Genomic DNA, 18644 nt, shown 5'->3' with positions numbered 1-18644 from the left:
CGAGACCCCGCACGAAGCGAAGCGTAGGAGGAGACTCGGCGCTCGCCCGCGGAAAGCGAGCGGAATGCTTCGGAAAAAAACAGTAGAGTCACAGTGCCAAATGAAAAAAAGATGGACTTTTTCAGTGCCCTTCTTCACAAGGAGCGATTTTTTATGGAATCTCTTAAAAGCTTAATCGAGTCCCTTGCTTCTTTTTCATGCTCCTCATTATTCATATTTTTCCTGGCATGAAGTAACACGGGCCTCAAGGATTCAACGGATCGCCCGAATGCATTCATCCATTCATAGCGGGGCACCATCCAAATGTGGAAATGATGAGTCGTATCTTCGTTGTAAAAATAATAAACGTATGCTATGCCCAATACTTCCCTTTGAGCTTGTCTTATTTTTGTTAAGAGATGGATGTAATCCAGTTTTTCGTCATTATTTAATTCATCCAAGCAATGAATATGACGCTTTGAGGCTACTATAACTAATCCCTTTATTGGATAAGCTATATCCTGATGGGCGTGAAAATAATCCGTTTCAATTAGAACACCCCCATTGGGCTCGATTTGTCCACTTATGATTGCACAGCTCAAGCAATCAACATAAACATTTTCTCCACTCGATAATACTATGTTGCGCATCAATATCTCCCCTAAATATAGAAGTAGCACGGTCTAGCAAAACCGTGCGTCTCTCCATGTTATTTACGTTCAAAAATTTGATATTGGAATGTATAGCCTTCTGAAGCTGTTTCAGGCTGTTCAGCAGCAACCTCTACAAAATCCTGCTCATAGCTTGGGAAAAAGGTATCGCCCTGAAAAGAATGATTGATTTTCGTAATATATAAGCGATCTGCTATTTCCATCGATAAACGGAAAATTTGCTCGCCGCCAATAATCATAATTTCCTGTACATCCCCTGCCATTGCTATTGCTTCTTCTAGGCTTGTCACAATTTCAATGCCTTCTGCACGATAATTTTCATCTCGTGTAATAACAATATTACGACGTCCTGGTAGTGGACGACCAATGGATTCAAACGTTTTTCGGCCCATAATCATTGGCTTGCCCATTGTTTTGTTTTTAAAATACTGCAAATCTCCAGGTAAATGCCAAGGCATTCCGTTATTATACCCAATTACATGGTTGTCATCATGTGCCACAATTAAAGAAATCATACTGTCCCTCCAAATACTTTCTTCCCTTTTATTATAAACACAATTCAATCATTTCACCTCTTTTATAAAAGATTTTTCTTTTTCTACAATTAAATCCTAGTAAAATTATATGAATAGTTTATAATATAAGACATAAACGTCAAGATAAAGGAATGATGAGGATGACTACATTAAGAAAAGAAGCTGTTCATTATATTCAAGCTCAGCATGGTGTGACACCTTACTATCAAGTCACACCACAGGAAGCTCGTGCGATGCGGACGGTTATGCCATGGCAATCCGTACACAAACCAACACTTGCGTCCATACAAGAACAAGCAATTACAGTGCGTGATGGTGCTCAAATTACGCTACGACTCTATATCCCTATTCATCACCAACCATTACCGGTTATTGTCTATTATCATGGTGGTGGCTGGGTATATGGTAATTTAGAGTCAGTTGATGCTGGCTGTCAGCTATTAGCAGAACAAGCACAAGCTATTGTCGTTTCCGTAGATTATCGTTTAGCTCCAGAATTTCCTTTTCCAACTCCATTACAGGATGCCTACGATAGCTTAGTATGGGTGCATGACCATATCAAAGCATTTGGCGGCGATGCTGCTCAGTTGACGGTTGCTGGGGACAGTGCCGGCGGAAATTTAGCAACGGTCGTGACCCACTTAGCTGCTTCTTCGGGTGGTCCGTCTTTGCAAGCACAAGTACTCATTTATCCCGTTACGAATGTAGATTTCACGACCGTTTCCTATCAGGCTTATGGTGAAAATTTCGGCCTCGATAAAAAAGGTATGCAATGGTTTTCTCAGCACTATACAGAGGAATCCAACTATGCGAATCCATTTGTATCTCCTCTACAACTTGAGGATGTAAGCCATATGCCTAAAACCCTCCTCATTGCAGCAGAGGCAGATGTACTCTTTGACGAAGGTTTAAGTTATGCCCAAAAACTGGCGGACGCAGGAGTACCTGTAGAGCATATGACCATGTCTGGTTTGATTCATAGCTATTTTAGCAAGATGAATTATTTTGAAGAGGCGACCATCGAAACAGTGGCAAAAATTGCTGAATTCCTGAAATAAGTTTGGCTATCCCGTCCAAACAGTGCGATAATAGAGCAAAACGTTTTTTAAAGGATGACAACATGACACAAACAATTGCCCTACAAATAAAGCAGCCTTTTGCTGATCAATTAAAAAAAGGCTACCCATTAATTTCAAAAGATGCGGTGGATGCACGACAACTCCCTTCCGAGCAAGGGACACTACTTAAGCTGATGGATCACCATAATCGTTGTATTGGTACAGGTTACTTCGGTATTCAAAATAAAGGGATTGGCTGGGTCTTGACGACTGATATCAATGAAACCATCGATAAAGCTTTTTTCATTAAAAAGTTCAAAAAAGCCATACAACTCCGAGAAACATTTTTCCAGAATGAACATACAACAGCCTTCCGTGTTTTCAATGGTGAGGGTGATGGCATTGGTGGCCTAACGATTGATTTCTTTAATGGCTACTATATGGTGAGTTGGTATAGCGAGGGTATTTACTCATTGAAAGAAGTCGTTTATGAGGCGCTTGCTGAAACCATCAACTACCAAGCTATTTATGAGAAAAAACGATTTGATGGTAAAGGCCAATATATGGAACAGGATGATTTTGTTATGGGGACTCCTGGCGAATTTCCAATTTTGGTCAAGGAAAATGGGATGACCTATGCAGTCCATTTAAATGATGGTGCGATGACAGGGATTTTTCTTGATCAACGGGAAGTACGATTAGCTATTCGTGAGCGCTATGCAAACACAGCCAATATGCTTAATACCTTCTCCTACACAGGGGCATTTTCAGTAGCAGCCGCGCTTGGAGGAGCTATTAAAACAACAAGTGTTGATGTTGCGAAGCGCAGTTTAGCCAAAACAATTGAGCAGTTTAGCGTCAATCAAATTGATTATGAAGCCCAGGATATAAAAGTAATGGACGTTTTTCATTATTTTAAATATGCACAGCGTCACGCATTAAAATTTGACCTTGTTGTCTTAGATCCACCTAGCTTTGCTCGTACAAAGCAAATGACGTTCTCAACGGCGAAGGACTATCCAAAATTACTGAAGGATACAATTGCGATTACAGCCAAAAATGGTATTATTGTGGCTTCTACAAATAATGCAAGCTTCGGTATGAAAAAGTTTAAAGGATTTATCGACCAAGCATTTAAAGAGACTCGTACACGCTATAAAATTGTAGAGGAATACGGTTTACCAAAGGATTTCCGTGTGCCTCGTGAATATCCTGAATTTAATTATTTGAAGGTCGTTTTTATTCAAAAAATCGACTAACTGATCTAGAATCACACTTTGCTGTGATTCTTTTTTTCGATAAAAAAGGCTTAAGAAGTATGTTCACTTCCTAAGCCACCTCTTTGTTAAAGTTTTTCCACAAACCAATCTCGTATATATTCCAGACGATGAATTCTTAATGTTGGTTTTCCGCTTCTTGACAGTTCATGATTCGATTCAGGGAAGCGGACGAATTTTGTTTCTTTCTTACGATATTTCAAGGCGATAAATAATTGCTCCGCCTGTTCAATCGGACAACGATAATCTTTTTCACCGTGTAAAATGAGCAACGGTGTTTCAACATTGTCTACATACTTCAATGGAGAATGATGCCATAGCTTCTCCATATTATCGAGCCCCGCTTGTATTTGCCAGTCTGTAAAGTAATAGCCGATATCACTCACACCTGCAAAGCTAATCCAGTTTGAAATTGAGCGTTGTGTAACTGCTGCCTTAAAGCGGTTCGTATGCCCAACAATCCAGTTGGTCATAAAGCCACCATAGCTCCCACCTGTTACACCTAGTCGATCCTGATCAATGAAATCATAGTGCTCTAAAGCATAGTCCACTGCAGCCATTAGGTCTTGATAGTCATTGCCACCATAATCACCACGTACTGCATCCACAAACGTTTGTCCGTAGCCATGACTTCCGCGCGGATTTGTATACAGCACCGCAAAGCCTTGAGCAGCTAGGATTTGGAATTCATTGAAATAAGTGTTGCCGTACATCGCATGTGGACCACCATGGATTTCAAGAATAAGAGGATATTTCTTCCCTTTTTCATAGCCCACTGGCTTCATGATCCAGCCATTGACCTTCCAGCCCTCAGCTCCTTCAAACTCAATACTCTCAGGAACAGCTATCTCTCTCGTCTTTAAAACTTCTTCATTGACGGTTGTCAACCGTTCTTTTTCACCCGTCTTTAAGTTGACGTAATATAAATCGCCCGGATTTGTTGTCGTACTTATTGCGACAACTGCTTGGTCATTTTGAGCATCTAATGAAAATCCATAAACATATTGATCATCGTGAATAGCTGGATAAATCTCTCCATCCACATTACCAAAATAAATTGCTGCATTGCCGTGATCTGTTACTTGGAAGTAGAAACTATGATTATCATTCATCCATTGCACAGGTGGAGCTGCTACCCCTTGCAGGAAATCACCGATGACATAGTCACCGACAGGGGCATCAAATTCACTTGTGGCACAGTTTAGCAGATTTTGTTCCATATCATAAATCCATAGCTTCGCTTGTGTGGCATTTTCAAACTCACGTTTTCCCCCAACGAAGGAAAGGAAGCGGCTATTAGGAGACCATGATGTTTGGTAATAAGAGCCAATTCCCTCGGTTACCTTGCGACTCTTTTTTGTTTCTATATCTAATAAGTAAATATCCGCATTAAATGAAAAATCTAAATCCTCTGCTTGATCTGCTAAGTACGTAAGATAGTTGCCATCGGGCGACCATGTACTCAGATGGCAATGCTTGTTCCCTTCTGTCATTTGCTCTAAGTCACCAGATTTTAAATCGACAATAGCGATGTGGGTATGCTGGTCCATATCCGTAAATCCACCAGCATCTGATTTATGTTTCATCTTATCGATTTCTAGCGGCTTTAGTTCTTTTTCTTCTTTCTTGTCATCTTCAGCTTTATCTAGAATAGTTTCATCTTTACCGAGCATAACGGAAAAGGCAATTTTCTCTCCACATGGAGACCAGACAGGCGTTGACGCACCGTTTTTACAATACGTTACTTGTTTTGCCTCCCCACCTGTTTTCGAAAGCACAAAAATTTGCGGCTTGCCTGATCTTGTAGAAGAAAAAGCAATTTGACTGCCATCCGGCGACCACACAGGAGAGCTTGTTCGATAGTCACCATATGTCCATTGCTGAGGACGTTTGTCTTTTAAATTTATATAAAACAGATTAGATATATAGTCTTTTTTCTTCTCATCAATACGTGTCTCTACATAAACTACCTCAGTCCCATCAGGTGAGAGCTGTGGATCTGCCACTGATTTCAAGCGATAAAGATCCTCTGGTTGAATCACTTGTTTAGATGTCATGTTCTTGCTCCTTTGTATTGTCATTTTCTATGCTCTACTACAATATTTCGACACCCTAAGTATTATTCCTGCTACTCGATCGATTTTTTTACTAGTTCCCAATCAGCATTCGATTTTGTTCTGCGATAAAACTTATAAAAAGGTTCATTGGAACGAGCTTGGTCCTGATAAAGACGAATGATTTGTAGCAAAAAATCTTCAATATGGTCGATCCCTACTCTCTTTGCAAAGAGAGTACCCGCCTGTGCTTTCGTCCCCATAGGAATGGCTCCTAGATAAACATCAAAGCTCTCATGCTGATAGACCAAACCGATGTCATCATATGTGGGATTATAACAGGCGGATGCACAGCCATTCACATTGACTCGCATTCTTACAGGCACGGTTATACCATCCAGCGCCTGATAGAGCTGTTCTGTTTGAGGAACTGCTTCCATTTTTTCACCGTCACAAAAATCACATGCTTTCATAACAATATGAGGCCCTGACGATGCAACAAACAGTCCAGCCTCCTGTAAGGCACGGGTAGCTTCAGTTAATTCGCTAGAGGGAATCGATAATAATATGCTATAGGAAGCCGAGTATTTAATGGCTCCCTTCTCCCCTACAATTTCTGCTATTTTTTGAAATTGGGCTGGTGTGTAATGCTTATTGATAATGCCAGGGCTTACTGCTAATCGCGAAAATCCACCTTGCTGATTAAGGGTCTCAAATGTTTTATCTGGTATGTTTTGACGAAATGCGTTCAATAGTTATCGCTCCTTAAGAAAAAGGAGCTAGCACTTTGCTAGCTCGAAATTTTTAAAAGTTTTCTGGGTAGAAGCCCTTAGCTAAAATTTGAATGGCCTCTGCTGCACGGACCCCTTCAGATGCCGCTGAAAGTGGAAGGATGACAAAGCGATCATTTTTGACTGCTTCCATTTCCTTCAAGGCTGGATCATTTTTTAAGAAATTTATCTTTTGTTCAGCCGTTGTTTCACCATAATTAATTATGACAACCACCTCTGGATTGCGATCTACTGCATCTTCCTTCGACACGGTTGTCCACCCTGACTCCACATCTCCAAAGATATTTTGACCGCCAGCGATTGTCACCAGCTCATTCATAAAGTTTTGGCCAGCTGTGAATACATCTTTTTCACCACTGTCAAAGACTAGCACACGTAAATTTTCTCTATCTTTTGGTAATTTAGCTTGAACTTCTTCGACATCTTTTGTCATTTGTTCAATGAATGCTTCGCCGCGATCTTCCACGCGGAATATTTCTGCAATATGACGAATATCAGTGAAAATATCCTCTAATGTTGGCTTTGTCATATTAGAAGCTGTATGTAAATACGTATGAATTCCTAATTCCTCAAGCTCCTCTGGTGTTCCTACACCTTTTTCACCAAAGCCACTTTTCCAGCCTGCATACAAGAAATCTGCCCCGGCATCAATGACTTGCTCCTTCGTTGGGTATTGATCTGAAAGAACAGGAACTTTATCGTAGGCTGCTTGAAGCGGCTCGTAGATTTCGTCATCTAAATAAGCAGTCCCTACCATGGAATCCTCTAGCCCTAATGCAAGCATAATTTCTGTCACATGCTGATTTAAGCTGATTGCCTTTGTAGGTGCTTCCTTATAGGTTTGGGTAGTTCCATTATTTTTAATGATTACCTCAGTCGTTGTCGCCTCAGACGGTTCAACTTTTTCAGTTTGCGTTGCTGAATCAGGCTTGTCCTTTGTACCACACGCTCCTAAAACTGCGATGAGCGCGATGAGCATGACCAGCCATATACTTCTCCATTTTTTCATGTCCTTTTCTCCTTTGTTGTCATAAATATAGAAAGAAATCAGAGACTTCTTTGCTACCAGGATCATTGGAAGGGCATAAAAAAACCCTCTTGTCGCCAAGAGAGTAGCATAGTGAAAAAACGGTATAGTTACCTTTATCACTATCCCCATCCTCGTGGTTCTTAGTTAGCATACACATACTGGCAGGTATCCTGGCTTAGGTTCATCATCTATACACCTTCCCATAGTTAAACTACAGTGGCATCCTGTATAGACTCCCCATTTACAGTTGCGGGACAGCATCGGAATTACACCGATTTCCCTTTTAAGCAAAATGACAAATGCCATTTGCACCAATATGTTCTATTCATTCTATTGATAGACTAGCAGTTCATGAGTTAATTCGCAATCAGAGTAAATTGCAAAATCTGCAATCATCATTATATTAGCACTATTTCGACAAAAAGACGAATCATTTTACAAGAATTATTTGTGCTAGTATTCTGATACAATGAGAACATAGCCACCTATAGAAACGAGGATTTAGTATGTACAAGACGATTGGGGTTCTTGCTCATGTTGATGCAGGAAAAACAACCTTTTCTGAGCAAATGCTTTATCATACCAATAGTATTCAAGCGCGGGGGCGTGTCGATCATCAGGATGCCTATTTAGATAATCATGAGCTTGAGCGTAAACGTGGCATTACAATATTTGCCGAGCAAGGTCGCATGACTATCGGCGACGATACATATACGCTGATCGATACACCAGGGCATGTCGATTTCTCCCCTGAGATGGAGCGTGCCATTCGTGTCATGGATTATGCCATCATTATTATTAGTGCTGTAGAGGGTATACAGGGTCATACAGAAACTGTATGGCAGCTTTTACGGAACTATCATGTCCCTACATTCTTTTTTATTAATAAAATAGATCGTGACGGAGCAGATGTGAGAGCTGTTATGACTCAGCTGCATAAGGATTTCTCAGAACATGTAATCCTCATAGATGAACCACTGCAGGAAAACTATGTTTCAAGCACGATTATGGAATGGCTGGCAGAGCGTGATGAAGAACTGCTAGATAACTTTTTGAATGAAACATTGGAACATCGCCAATGCATGACTAGACTACAAACGATGATTAAAAATGAGGATGCCTTTCCTTGTTTTATAGGTTCTGCGTTGAAGGATGAAGGCATTGAGGAATTTATTGCTCAACTTCCATTCCTAACGGGTACTCACTTCGAGCCAGAAGCACCTTTTCAAGGAGAGGTCTTTAAAATACGCCATGATGGACATCAACGTTTAACGTTCATCAAGGCCCTTACAGGCAAGTTACATGTTCGGGATGAATTTACATTTGGAGATATCACAGAAAAAGTAACAGAAATTCGCCTATATAACGGCAGTCGATTTGAAACTGTTCAGCAAGTTGAGGCTGGTGAAATCTTCGCTGTTAAAGGGCTCAGTCAGGCAAATATTGGGGATCGAATTGGCAGTAAATTGCTATCACTGCCCTATGAGCTTGTCCCTACATTACAGGCAAAAGTTCAATATGAGGGTGAGCAACATATAAAAGAAGTATTAAGGATTTTCCGTTTACTAGAGGCCGAGGAGCCGTCATTGCGTGTCGTGTGGCAGGAAAAATTTCAGGAAATCCATGTGCACATAATGGGTGTCATTCAGTTAGAAGTCCTGATTGACGTGTTATTGAAACGTTTTGCATTACACATTTCTTTTGGAGAGCCGCAAATATTATATATGGAGACAATTGGGACAACCGTTACAGGCTACGGTCATTTTGAGCCACTCAAGCATTATGCAGAGGTTCATTTATTAATGGAGCCTAATGAACGCGGAGCAGGAATTACCTTTAGTAATGCCTGTCATGCCGATGATTTATCAGTGGGCAACCAGCGTCTCGTTGAGAAGCACTTGTTTGAGCGTGATCATCACGGCTTACTCACAGGCTACGCCGTCACAGATATTCATTTTACGCTATTAACGGGGCGTGGTCACAATGAGCATACCTCTGGTGGTGATTTCCGAGAAGCTACTTTCCGAGCACTACGTCAAGGACTAGAACAAGCACAGAACATCCTGCTTGAGCCATATTATCGCTTTAAAATGAAAGCTTCCAATGATTTTATTGGCCGTATGATGACTGACATTCAACAGGCTGCCGGCACATTCGACGACCCAGACCTCACCGAAACTGACGTTGTTTTGACAGGACGTGCACCTGTAGCAACCTTTATGAGCTATAGCACAATCTTTGCTGCCTATACCAATGGGAAAGGCTCACTTACCCTCCAATTTGATGGCTATGATGTGTGTCATAATGCAGAAGAAGTAATAGCCCAGATAGGCTATGATAAAAATGCGGACCCTGAATACAGTTCTTCCAGCATTTTTTGCGCTAAAGGCAAAGGCTATACTGTCCCTTGGCAAGAGGCTCAAGCAGCCATGCACTGTCAGGGATAAGTCAAGTAAAGTATTTGCAAGGACGGTGTGTTAGGCTAATAGCCTCAGATGAAGCATGATACGCTGGCATAAATAAAACAAGCCCCCCGCTTCATGGAGGGCTTGTTTTCATATCGCACCGACAGCTTTCTTTGAGGGCTTATGGACCTGATAAGCAGGTTCAACCACCACATAGCCCTGCGTATTAGTGAAGTCGATTAAAACTTTACCAGGCTGACTTTTTAATAGTTGTAGTTGATCAATTAATGTTAACAATAGCTCATGGCCGTTCCCTCGTGGATGCCAATTTAAGTGATCACTATTTAATTCCTGAACCGCATCCAGAAATTGTTTATATTCCTGCTGCGCGAATGCGATTAGTTGATCCTGATGAGAAATTTCCATTAAATCATTTATATAAGTTTCATAAAAACGTATAACAATCGAGCATAGTAAGTCATTGACACGTGCAGCGCTTAACACGGGATTGGGCTCTTGTGAAAGGCGATCAAGGTTAGGCTTTGCTCGTGTTGAATCAATGCGTGTAATTAAGTGATAAGGTTCCCCGTTCACCTCATATATAATAGGGTTCGTCGGCATATACATCATAAAGCTATTCGTCTTCGTTTTCAGTTGATCCGTTAACGTTGCCAGAGCAAAAAGATGGCCTTCTACCTCACCATTTCTTATCCAAATAATGTCTTTATTATATAAAATTCGCTCAAAAAAGCGGTTGTTGCGAATCAGCTTCGTTGCTAATAATTGGTCAATCAGTGATTCAACCACCATTCTTGTTTTCGCTTTTTTAGCAATTTCTGTCCTTGGCTGCTTACAAATGGTCATATCTACAAAAGGCGTTTCCTGTGTTATCGTTGCATGAATATTCATCCTATGTGCATCCCCTTTGCGTACATATTTTCAAAACAAAAAGGACTTCCTTCTATGTTTGAGGAAATCCTTCGCTTTAATGTGATTCATCACACAATGCCAAACAAACCCTAAGTAAATGTGAAGGAGTTCGAAAATGAACCCTTTCATGAACTTTGGGCGTTTGACGTACTGTGACGAACAGAGCATTCTGTTTTGTCAACATGCCACCTCCTATTCCTCGTAGGTTTATGGTGTGTACTCATAACAGGCAGGTATCCTGACTCATGGTCATCGCCACTTTTCCCCTTCCCATCATTTGACAGTGGTTGCTGAAAAGTCGCTCACATTTACAGTTGCGGGACAGTGTCGGATTCACACCGACTTCCCTTTTAAGCAAATTGCACGCAATTTACACCTATTACTACACGCTATTCAATTGTCATAGGAATCGGGTGTGCTCCACATTCCTATTAGATTACTAAAATCAATTGTAAAGTAGTGGATTTCTAAAGTCAAATATCACAATATTTTCCAAACCATTTCTTCACTTAATCTTACAAACTCTGAAATTCTGACAACATGTCTTCCTATTTACTTTCATGGTATGATACTTCCTCAGCTTCATGTGGGTCATCTCTTTCGAAATCCCCTCGAATTTTCTACGCAGCATAATACTGAATAGCTTCGATTTCTTTACCGCTATACGTTCTGGTCTTTTCCAACGAATCAGCAAAATGGTCGTCTTTTTCACATATTAAATCAGCGAAACTAGTTAATGTTTTCTCCTAATACGTCCTTTACCGAATATCTTCTTTTTAACATCCGTATCACCTTCATCTATTTTTCGGCGTATATACTCGCATGAGAATAAATTTTAGCGAATGATTAACGGCTTTTAAAAAAGGATTTACGACACTTTTAATTTAGGTTATTAGTTATGTAATATTTGATAAAATAAGTTACGAGCGCAGGGGATTCCTGCGCTCATTTTTTTAACGCAAAACCGCAAGTTAAATCGGGATAAGACACTTGCATCATTTTGAAATACTAACATAAACAACCTATAAACGCACCTTAGACAAACCTATACGCACAACTACGCGATTCAACGATTCTCGCTACATCTGACAGCGTTGAGTGATGTAACTAAAGAGTAATAACTTCACCAGAGTATTGTCTTAATTGTTCAATGGCTACTGTTACGGCTACTTCCTCAGTCTCAATCAAACTCAATCCTTTTTTAATAGGACTCCAAAATTCATATCCGCAGTCTTCTTGCCACATATATACGTCTGTTGTAAAAAGACCATCTCTCCGTTTTATAATTTGAACTTTATATTGATGACTTGGAGACATTATTTCCTTTAGCATCTGTTCCATCGTTTCACCATCTTTACAAATAGTAATGTGTATAACTATTATTCTTCAAAAAGAAAAAAGCTTTGAGCAAAATCTTAAAAACAGGGGGCTTGGGAAGGTCATGCATTTTCAACACAAAAAAAGAGGTTTATGGTGTGTATTCGTAACAGGCTGGTATCCTGACTCATGGCCATTTCCACTTTTCCTCTTCCCGTCCAACTTAAAACGGTATTTTCTAAGGTCAAATACTAAGCTAAACACCAGTAATTGAATAAAAAAGGATAATAGACAATACTGCAAAGGTTTGAATGATAATCCCGATCACGCTACAAATTAAACCAGAAATTGCCAAACCTCTGCCATTTTCATTTCTTTTAGCAATTTCCTTTGTTGCCATTCTTGATAAAACTACTCCGAAAATCCCAAGAACTAATCCAATAAATGGTACGATGATAGAAAGAATACCAAGCGTTAATGAAATGATAGATTTATTATTCATTTCAATTTTTTCAACCATTTCCCTCACCCCCCAACAATCTAATGTTACGAATCACACTTCTTCAAAAAACAGTTCCATCCATTGAATTCTATCAATATTATTGAAATATATCTATTATTTTACAATATAAAAGGTTATGCGTAAGGTAGAACCAGTCAGCGTTTCTTTGCTAATTTCTAAGCTCTGTGCGCTTGCTCCCTAATTGGAACGGGGCGACAGCAACACCCCTCACATAGTAATTTCCCCATCCCTATTCCCCCTTTCTAAGCACAGCCAAAAAAGCCTCGCATCTATGCGGGCTTTGTATGTGATTCGTGATTGTGGCTTTATTTCATTATTACGAGACTAAAACATACTGCGCTAAAACACTTTGCACTTTATAAATATTGGTCGCCTTATTGAAGCTTTTTTGGATAGGTAGCGAACTGCCTGATACCCATATTTTTAGCTCTGCGTCTAAATCAAATGTACCAGCCGTTTCTACTGAAAAATGAATAATATTTTTATAGGGGATCGAATGGTATTCCGTTTTCTTACCAGTAACTCCTTGCTTATCAATGAGGATTAATCGTTTATTCGTAAAAATAAATATGTCTCTAATAATTTTATAGGCATTTTTGATGGTTTCGTTTGGAATTAATAAATCTTTGACCTCCTCCTGTAATTTTTCAAAATTCACCTCGCTTGCATTGCCGATTAATCCATCAAATAAGCCCATGCTTTATCCCCTTTCAGCTTTTGTTTGTTTAATATATTATGAAGAGAACCGGGCTACGACTCCAAGTTTTGGTATTATTTTTTCTGTAAGGAGGGGGTTCATTGCGAGCATTTCTATTTATTATCATGTCCCTCCTAGCTACAGTTGTTTTAGGCTGTACGGATAAAGAGCTAGCAGTGGAAAAATGGCGAAGGTCAGCATTTCTAACGGCGAAGGATTTGACACTGTGAATACTGATTTTATCTAAGAATATGAGGATGAAGAGTCTCTTGAAATGTTCCATGAAGTCATTACTACTGCTGTGAGAAATAAGGGAATTGTTAATATGGCTACCCCTCCATATGATGTACAAGTAGTGGATATGGATGGAAACCAATATGGCTTCCATCTTTGGGTAGGGGAAATGGGTCAAAAGGGAACGTTGATGAACGTGAAGGATACCCATACGATTTATAGCATCTCTGAAGATTTGATTGCCCCACTTAGATCATTGCTGCAAGAATAAAAAACACTTTCCATTCAAATAAGGAAAGTGTTTTTGGATTAATCATACTACGGCTTGAAACAGCATTTGCGCATATCGGTCTGTAAAAGCAAAGCCACCTTCGCCTTTATGGCTCACATCGACAATTTTACCCGACTTCATGACATAAATACGATCACACAAATAAGAAACCGCCTTTAAGTCGTGCGATATAAATAAAATGGCCATGTTTTTTTCTTTTTTTAAAGTTATTAGTAAATCTATCATTTCTCGTTGAATCAAGCGATCTAAACTCGAAACAATTTCATCACAAACTAATAGTTGGGGTTCGACTAAAATCGACCTTAGTAAATTAACCCGTTGTCGCTCCCCTCCACTTAGCTCAGATGGCAGGGCTTCTAATATATCGGTTGGGAGCATCACTTTTTCTAGCATTATCTGTAGTTCGCGATCAGTCAAAGACTTATGTGCTGCCATTAGAGGCTCACGTAACAATTCCTTGACGGTCCATACGGGATTTAAGGCAGCCGTAGCATTTTGAAAAATGATTTGGCAGTTCTCATAAAAATGCGAGCGATTTTGCTTCGTCATCAATTGATTTTCAAAAAACACCGCCCCTTTTTCAGGCTTTTCTAGCTGCATTATCACTTTGGCTAAAGTACTTTTCCCACTGCCGCTTTCTCCTACGAGTCCTACGATTTCACCTTTTCCCACGGTTAGGTTTATATTCTGTAATACTTGCTGTCCTGCTCGATAGCTTTTACTAACATGATTTACATGAAGCAACAATATCAACCGCCTCCTAAAAATGATGAGCGACAAGCTGCTTCGTATATGGATGCTTGGGCTCCTTAAAAATTTCAGACATTCTCCCACTTTCTACTATTTCGCCATTTTTCATCACCAGAATAGAATCAGCCATCTTAGCAACTCCTAAATCATGCGTAATCAATAGTATCGTCGTCCCTAAGCGGGCATGGAGATTTTTTAGCAATTTGATAAATTCTTGTTGATGGAGCATATCTAGAGCAGAGGTTGGTTCATCCGCCATCAAAACGTCTGGTTCATGATAGAAGGCGCAGGCAAGCATGCAGCGTTGTAGCATGCCACCTGAAAGCTCAAATGGATAGCGATTTAACACATCCTTAGGTAGGTTTAACTCCTTTAAAATGGCTGTGATTTTATCTAAAAACTCCTCTTCCTTTTGCCCTAGTCTCGAAGCGGTCAACCTATAGAGTTGATGCTTTATTTTTTGGGTGGGTGAAAAACTATTCATTGCATCCTGAAAAATGGTAAAAAAGTGCTTTTTGCGTAGCTTCACACGCTCCTGTTCTGACATTGTCATGACATTTCTTTCATTAAATACAATGGAACCCTCCATAGTTGCTCGTGCTGGTAGCATCCCAAGCAGAGCTGAAAGGGTCGTACTTTTGCCGCTGCCACTCTCGCCAATGATAGCGGTAATTTGACCTTTAGGTACAGTAAAAGTCAAGCCTTGAATAAGGGATTTGCCGTCTAATTGAACAGCCAAATTGTCAACTTTAAACATGCGTTCGGTTCCCTCCTTGTTTGAAAGTACCTCCAATAACTTGCACACATAAAATCGTTATAAAGATTAACAGTCCAGGGAAAAGACCCATCCACCAAGCCCCCACAAGTAAATCATTTTGCGCTGTGTACAGCATTGTTCCCCATGATGGAGTAGCTGGTGGGACACCAATTCCTAAAAAGCTTAAGGAAACTTCGGTAAAAATAGCCCCAGCAAAATTAAAAATGGTTACCACAAATATCGCAGGCATACAATTACGTAATAAATGGCCAAAGAGAATTTTCCACAACGGTGTGCGGAACATTTTCGCCATCTGCACAAACTCTTTTTCCTTTAATCGGATAAACTCTGAGCGGACGATACGAGCTGTCACAAACCATCCCGTGATACCCATCACCATCGCCATACGCCACATACTGCCCTGCATCATTGCCTGTAGAGCTAGCACGATGACCAATGAAGGAATTGTTAAAAAGGCTTCGAGAATACGCATCATTACTGCATCAATGGCACCACCAAAATAACCACTTATGCCCCCATATATGATACCAATTATGCTAGATAGGACGACCGATACAATGGCAATAAATAGCGTCACCTTCCCCCCCACCAATAAGCGAGAAAGGACATCTCTACCCAACTGGTCAGTCCCTAATAAATGTGTGGCATTAGGTGCTTGATAAATTTGATTCATATCCATTACATTAGGCTCAAAAGGAGCTAATAATGAAGAAAAAATAGTCGTTGTAAAAATAAGAGCTAAAAGCACAAGCCAAAAAATCGGATATCGCTGTTTTCTCATACAAAGCCCCCTCTTCTTAATCGAGGGTTCAAACCAATCATCAGTATGTCAATGACGAATAAACAGATGACCACGACCACGCCTATGATTAAAATAGCCCCCATCAAAACGGGGAAATCTTTGAGCATGACGGATTTTACCAAAAGCTGTCCTAAGCCTGACCAACCAAATAATGTTTCGACCACAATGGAGCCTCCGAAAAATGATGGGATGGTCACCCCAACATAATTGATATAAGGAATGACAGCATTTCGTAAAATCATCCTTCGAATTTCACGTTCTGGTACTCCATTCGCGCGTGCTACTTGAACATAGTAGCTATGATTCTCTACTTTCACACTATCCTGCAAAAAACGGGCAAAGATGCCCACATGCGACATCACGAGGACTATAAGCGGGAGTGCCATATGATATAAACGATCCATGAACCCTCCATCGCCCCGCACATCATTCATTCCTGAAGATGGAAACCACCCTAATGTTATGGAAAAGACCATGATGATTACTATGCCTAGCCAAAATGGTGGTATGGCTGAGCTTGCAATACTAAAGATGGAAAGTCCGCGGTCGAGTAATGAGCCCTCCCTCATGCCAGCCTGTAAGCCTAGCCAAATAGAGGCAATCGTTACTAGAAATAACGTCAGAACAACGAGCTGTAGTGTGTTGGGTAACCGCTCAAGTAAAATCGTCAAAACAGGTCTTCCTTCTTTAGCTGAATATCCCAAATTACCTTGTAGTGCTTCACCTAACCACCGTCCATACTGTAAGAGAACAGGTTGATCGAGTCCAAAGGCTTGTTCAATACGTTCCTTCTCTGCGGTCGATAATGTTTGGGCATTGCCTCCATAATAAGCTGCTGCGGGATTACCAGGAGCGGCATGCATCATGAAAAAAGAGAGGAAGCTCACGATAATGAGGACAATTGTCCCCATTATCATTCGCTTCCCAAGCCATTTAGCGATCATTCCATTTCCACTCCTCAACATTCCATAAGAAGCCTGCCCCATGGTGACCTAAAATTCGCTCTTTAACACCATTAATTTGTTTATCGATACCATATACAGCATCTACATAAGCAAAGTAGGCAAAAGGTGGGTCTTGAGCTAGCTCCTCCTGCAATGCCATATAGACCTTCTTACGTTGCTCAGGATCGACTGTAGTACGGCCTTTCTCTAGCAATGCATCTACTTTTGCATTGGCATAGCTGCCGTAATTATAGCCAGCACTTGTGAGACTGGATTCTCCAGAATGGAATAGGCTGTAGGTATGATGGTCCGCATCATAGGGACTTCCCCATCCAACCATAAAGGCTTCTGTTTCTTCAATAACAATATTGCTCCAATCTAGCGCGGCCACTTTCACATCTGCCCCAACAGCTTTATAGCCCTCTGCCACATAATTGGCCATATTTACACGCACAGTATCAGTTATGGGCGCAGTAATGGTAAATGTTAATTTTTGACCATCCTTATAGCGGAAACCGTCATCGGCTAATTGCCAGCCTGCTTGCTCGAGCAGCTTATTTGCTTTTTTTACATCGTAAGTATAATGTTCGATTTTTTCATTTACAAAATTATGTTGTTGTAGCGGTGAATAAGCTTCTGTTCCATAGCCATGTAATATACCTTTTACAATGCCTGCACGATCCGTTGCGTAGCTAATTGCTTTTCTTAGTGAAACATCCTTCCAAATAGGATACTTCATATTAAATAAAACACCTCGATAATCAGCGGATTCAACCTCGTACATTTTTAAACGTTCGACTTTTGACAGTTCCTCAACCTGATTTGGATCAAGTAATGCAATATCCACCTCACCCGATTTTAGCTGTAGGGCACGCACATTGCTATCAGGGATAAATTTAAAAATGACTTGTTCAATCGAAGCCTTTGTCCCATAAAAAGTAGGAAATGCTTTTAGCGTCAGGCTTGTCCCTTTATCCCATTGTTCAAACCTATAAGGCCCTGCGCCGATTGGTTGTTGGTTAAATGAAGCGGTTCTCATTTCCTGTCCTTCGAAGGCATGCTTTGGCAAAATAGGCACAGTTAATTTGTCTAGCATCGGTGTAAATGGTTCATCTAATTGGATGGTCATTGTCGTGTCGTCGATTTTTTTCATGCCCGTCACATGGATAAAATCAGATTTTAAATAGGAGCCGTTTGCATCGTCAAGAATACTTTCAATGGTGAAAATAATATCGTCCACCGTTAAAGCCTGCCCATCATGAAATAGCACATGATCATTAATCACAATTGTATACGTCATCTGGTCATCTGATATTTGAATACTTTTAGCCATATCAAATACTGGTACATTGTGTTCATCGAAACGCATCAAACCTCTAAATAAAAAGGCATCTAAATTCGTTTCCTCTAAAAGAGGGTTTAAACCTGCAAACTCTGACTCAGAAGCAAAAACAAGCTCATTCGCCTGAGAAGCTGACGAAGCAGATGACTGTTTCTCCTCGCCTTGACTGGACTCTTTCGTACAGCCCGCAAGACAAAGTATCATTAGAAGGATCCATACTGAAAACTTTTTCAA

General features: G+C 40.4%; 19 protein-coding genes and 2 riboswitches. Of the genes, 5 read left to right on the top strand and 14 right to left on the bottom strand.

The genetic code is table 11. From position 1 onward, the window contains the following. Positions 1-134: 134 nt before the first annotated feature. Positions 135-629, bottom strand: coding sequence for an HIT family protein (locus tag ACP3VS_RS17770; protein ID WP_031419845.1), 495 nt, complete (start codon positions 627-629; stop codon positions 135-137). A 59-nt stretch (positions 630-688) separates the two neighbouring features. Continuing rightward, positions 689-1165, bottom strand: a complete 477-nt coding sequence (locus tag ACP3VS_RS17765; RefSeq protein ID WP_031419846.1) for a dihydrofolate reductase — start codon at positions 1163-1165, stop codon at positions 689-691. 161 nt (positions 1166-1326) lie between these two features. Here ACP3VS_RS17765 and ACP3VS_RS17760 point away from each other — a divergent pair, with 161 nt between their 5' ends. Both ACP3VS_RS17760 and ACP3VS_RS17755 read left to right on the top strand, forming a co-directional pair. Beyond that, on the top strand, positions 1327-2244 hold the full coding sequence (locus ACP3VS_RS17760; protein ID WP_198695980.1) for an alpha/beta hydrolase: 918 nt from the start codon (positions 1327-1329) through the stop codon (positions 2242-2244). A gap of 62 nt (positions 2245-2306) precedes the next feature. Beyond that, positions 2307-3503, top strand: coding sequence for a class I SAM-dependent rRNA methyltransferase (locus ACP3VS_RS17755; protein ID WP_426389397.1), 1197 nt, complete (start codon positions 2307-2309; stop codon positions 3501-3503). A gap of 86 nt (positions 3504-3589) precedes the next feature. Here ACP3VS_RS17755 and ACP3VS_RS17750 read toward each other — a convergent pair whose 3' ends face one another. The 3 genes from ACP3VS_RS17750 to ACP3VS_RS17740 all read right to left on the bottom strand — a co-directional run bounded on the left by ACP3VS_RS17750 (position 3590) and on the right by ACP3VS_RS17740 (position 7375). Next, positions 3590-5578 carry a S9 family peptidase gene (locus ACP3VS_RS17750; RefSeq protein ID WP_426389395.1) on the bottom strand — a complete coding sequence of 663 codons (1989 nt, stop codon included), beginning with the start codon at positions 5576-5578 and terminating at the stop codon, positions 3590-3592. Between the two features lie 71 nt (positions 5579-5649). After that, positions 5650-6327, bottom strand: a complete 678-nt coding sequence (locus tag ACP3VS_RS17745; RefSeq protein ID WP_012294345.1) for a precorrin-3B methylase — start codon at positions 6325-6327, stop codon at positions 5650-5652. A gap of 52 nt (positions 6328-6379) precedes the next feature. Beyond that, positions 6380-7375, bottom strand: a complete 996-nt coding sequence (locus tag ACP3VS_RS17740; protein ID WP_036168159.1) for an ABC transporter substrate-binding protein — start codon at positions 7373-7375, stop codon at positions 6380-6382. A gap of 164 nt (positions 7376-7539) precedes the next feature. Then, positions 7540-7727: riboswitch (cobalamin riboswitch) on the bottom strand. 175 nt (positions 7728-7902) lie between these two features. Here ACP3VS_RS17740 and ACP3VS_RS17735 point away from each other — a divergent pair. Further along, a complete protein-coding gene (locus ACP3VS_RS17735; RefSeq protein ID WP_197148379.1) occupies positions 7903-9843 on the top strand; it encodes an elongation factor G in 1941 nt (646 codons plus the stop codon). Between the two features lie 108 nt (positions 9844-9951). Here the strand turns inward: ACP3VS_RS17735 and ACP3VS_RS17730 are convergent, their stop codons facing one another. The 4 genes from ACP3VS_RS17730 to ACP3VS_RS17715 all read right to left on the bottom strand — a co-directional run bounded on the left by ACP3VS_RS17730 (position 9952) and on the right by ACP3VS_RS17715 (position 13268). After that, the gene (locus ACP3VS_RS17730) at positions 9952-10710 is read right to left on the bottom strand and encodes a hypothetical protein (RefSeq protein WP_325882000.1); all 759 of its coding nucleotides are present in this window, start codon (positions 10708-10710) and stop codon (positions 9952-9954) included. Between the two features lie 232 nt (positions 10711-10942). Next, positions 10943-11126, bottom strand: a riboswitch (cobalamin riboswitch). A gap of 712 nt (positions 11127-11838) precedes the next feature. Then, complete coding sequence (locus ACP3VS_RS17725) at positions 11839-12072, bottom strand: hypothetical protein (RefSeq protein WP_031419854.1); 234 nt, start codon at positions 12070-12072, stop codon at positions 11839-11841. Positions 12073-12304: 232 nt separating this feature from the next. Next, positions 12305-12568 carry a DUF4190 domain-containing protein gene (locus tag ACP3VS_RS17720; protein WP_036216056.1) on the bottom strand — a complete coding sequence of 88 codons (264 nt, stop codon included), beginning with the start codon at positions 12566-12568 and terminating at the stop codon, positions 12305-12307. A gap of 319 nt (positions 12569-12887) precedes the next feature. After that, a complete protein-coding gene (locus tag ACP3VS_RS17715) occupies positions 12888-13268 on the bottom strand; it encodes a PH domain-containing protein (protein WP_012294339.1) in 381 nt (126 codons plus the stop codon). A 101-nt stretch (positions 13269-13369) separates the two neighbouring features. Here ACP3VS_RS17715 and ACP3VS_RS17710 point away from each other — a divergent pair, with 101 nt between their 5' ends. Next, positions 13370-13498, top strand: a complete 129-nt coding sequence (locus tag ACP3VS_RS17710) for a hypothetical protein (RefSeq protein ID WP_268988248.1) — start codon at positions 13370-13372, stop codon at positions 13496-13498. Positions 13499-13542: 44 nt separating this feature from the next. Next, positions 13543-13773, top strand: coding sequence for a hypothetical protein (locus ACP3VS_RS17705; RefSeq protein ID WP_243432698.1), 231 nt, complete (start codon positions 13543-13545; stop codon positions 13771-13773). A gap of 42 nt (positions 13774-13815) precedes the next feature. Here ACP3VS_RS17705 and ACP3VS_RS17700 read toward each other — a convergent pair whose 3' ends face one another. Genes ACP3VS_RS17700 through ACP3VS_RS17680 form a run of 5 tightly spaced genes read right to left on the bottom strand, consistent with a single transcriptional unit; the run spans position 13816 to position 18644 of the window. Continuing rightward, positions 13816-14541, bottom strand: coding sequence for an ABC transporter ATP-binding protein (locus tag ACP3VS_RS17700; protein ID WP_325881999.1), 726 nt, complete (start codon positions 14539-14541; stop codon positions 13816-13818). A gap of 13 nt (positions 14542-14554) precedes the next feature. Continuing rightward, a complete protein-coding gene (locus tag ACP3VS_RS17695; protein WP_289449041.1) occupies positions 14555-15301 on the bottom strand; it encodes an ATP-binding cassette domain-containing protein in 747 nt (248 codons plus the stop codon). Then, positions 15294-16103, bottom strand: a complete 810-nt coding sequence (locus ACP3VS_RS17690; protein ID WP_289449042.1) for an ABC transporter permease — start codon at positions 16101-16103, stop codon at positions 15294-15296. Before ACP3VS_RS17690 ends, ACP3VS_RS17695 begins: the two co-directional genes overlap by 8 nt. Beyond that, on the bottom strand, positions 16100-17068 hold the full coding sequence (locus tag ACP3VS_RS17685; RefSeq protein WP_426389391.1) for an ABC transporter permease: 969 nt from the start codon (positions 17066-17068) through the stop codon (positions 16100-16102). The genes ACP3VS_RS17690 and ACP3VS_RS17685 overlap by 4 nt, the downstream gene beginning before the upstream one ends. After that, the gene (locus tag ACP3VS_RS17680; RefSeq protein ID WP_230591388.1) at positions 17058-18644 is read right to left on the bottom strand and encodes an ABC transporter substrate-binding protein; all 1587 of its coding nucleotides are present in this window, start codon (positions 18642-18644) and stop codon (positions 17058-17060) included. The genes ACP3VS_RS17685 and ACP3VS_RS17680 overlap by 11 nt, the downstream gene beginning before the upstream one ends.

Origin of the sequence: Lysinibacillus sp. VIII_CA (assembly GCF_049943995.1) — a bacterium.
Lineage (GTDB): Bacteria > Bacillota > Bacilli > Bacillales_A > Planococcaceae > Lysinibacillus > Lysinibacillus pinottii.
Note: the sequence above shows the minus strand (reverse complement) of the source record. Positions and strands in the feature narration are given on the sequence as shown.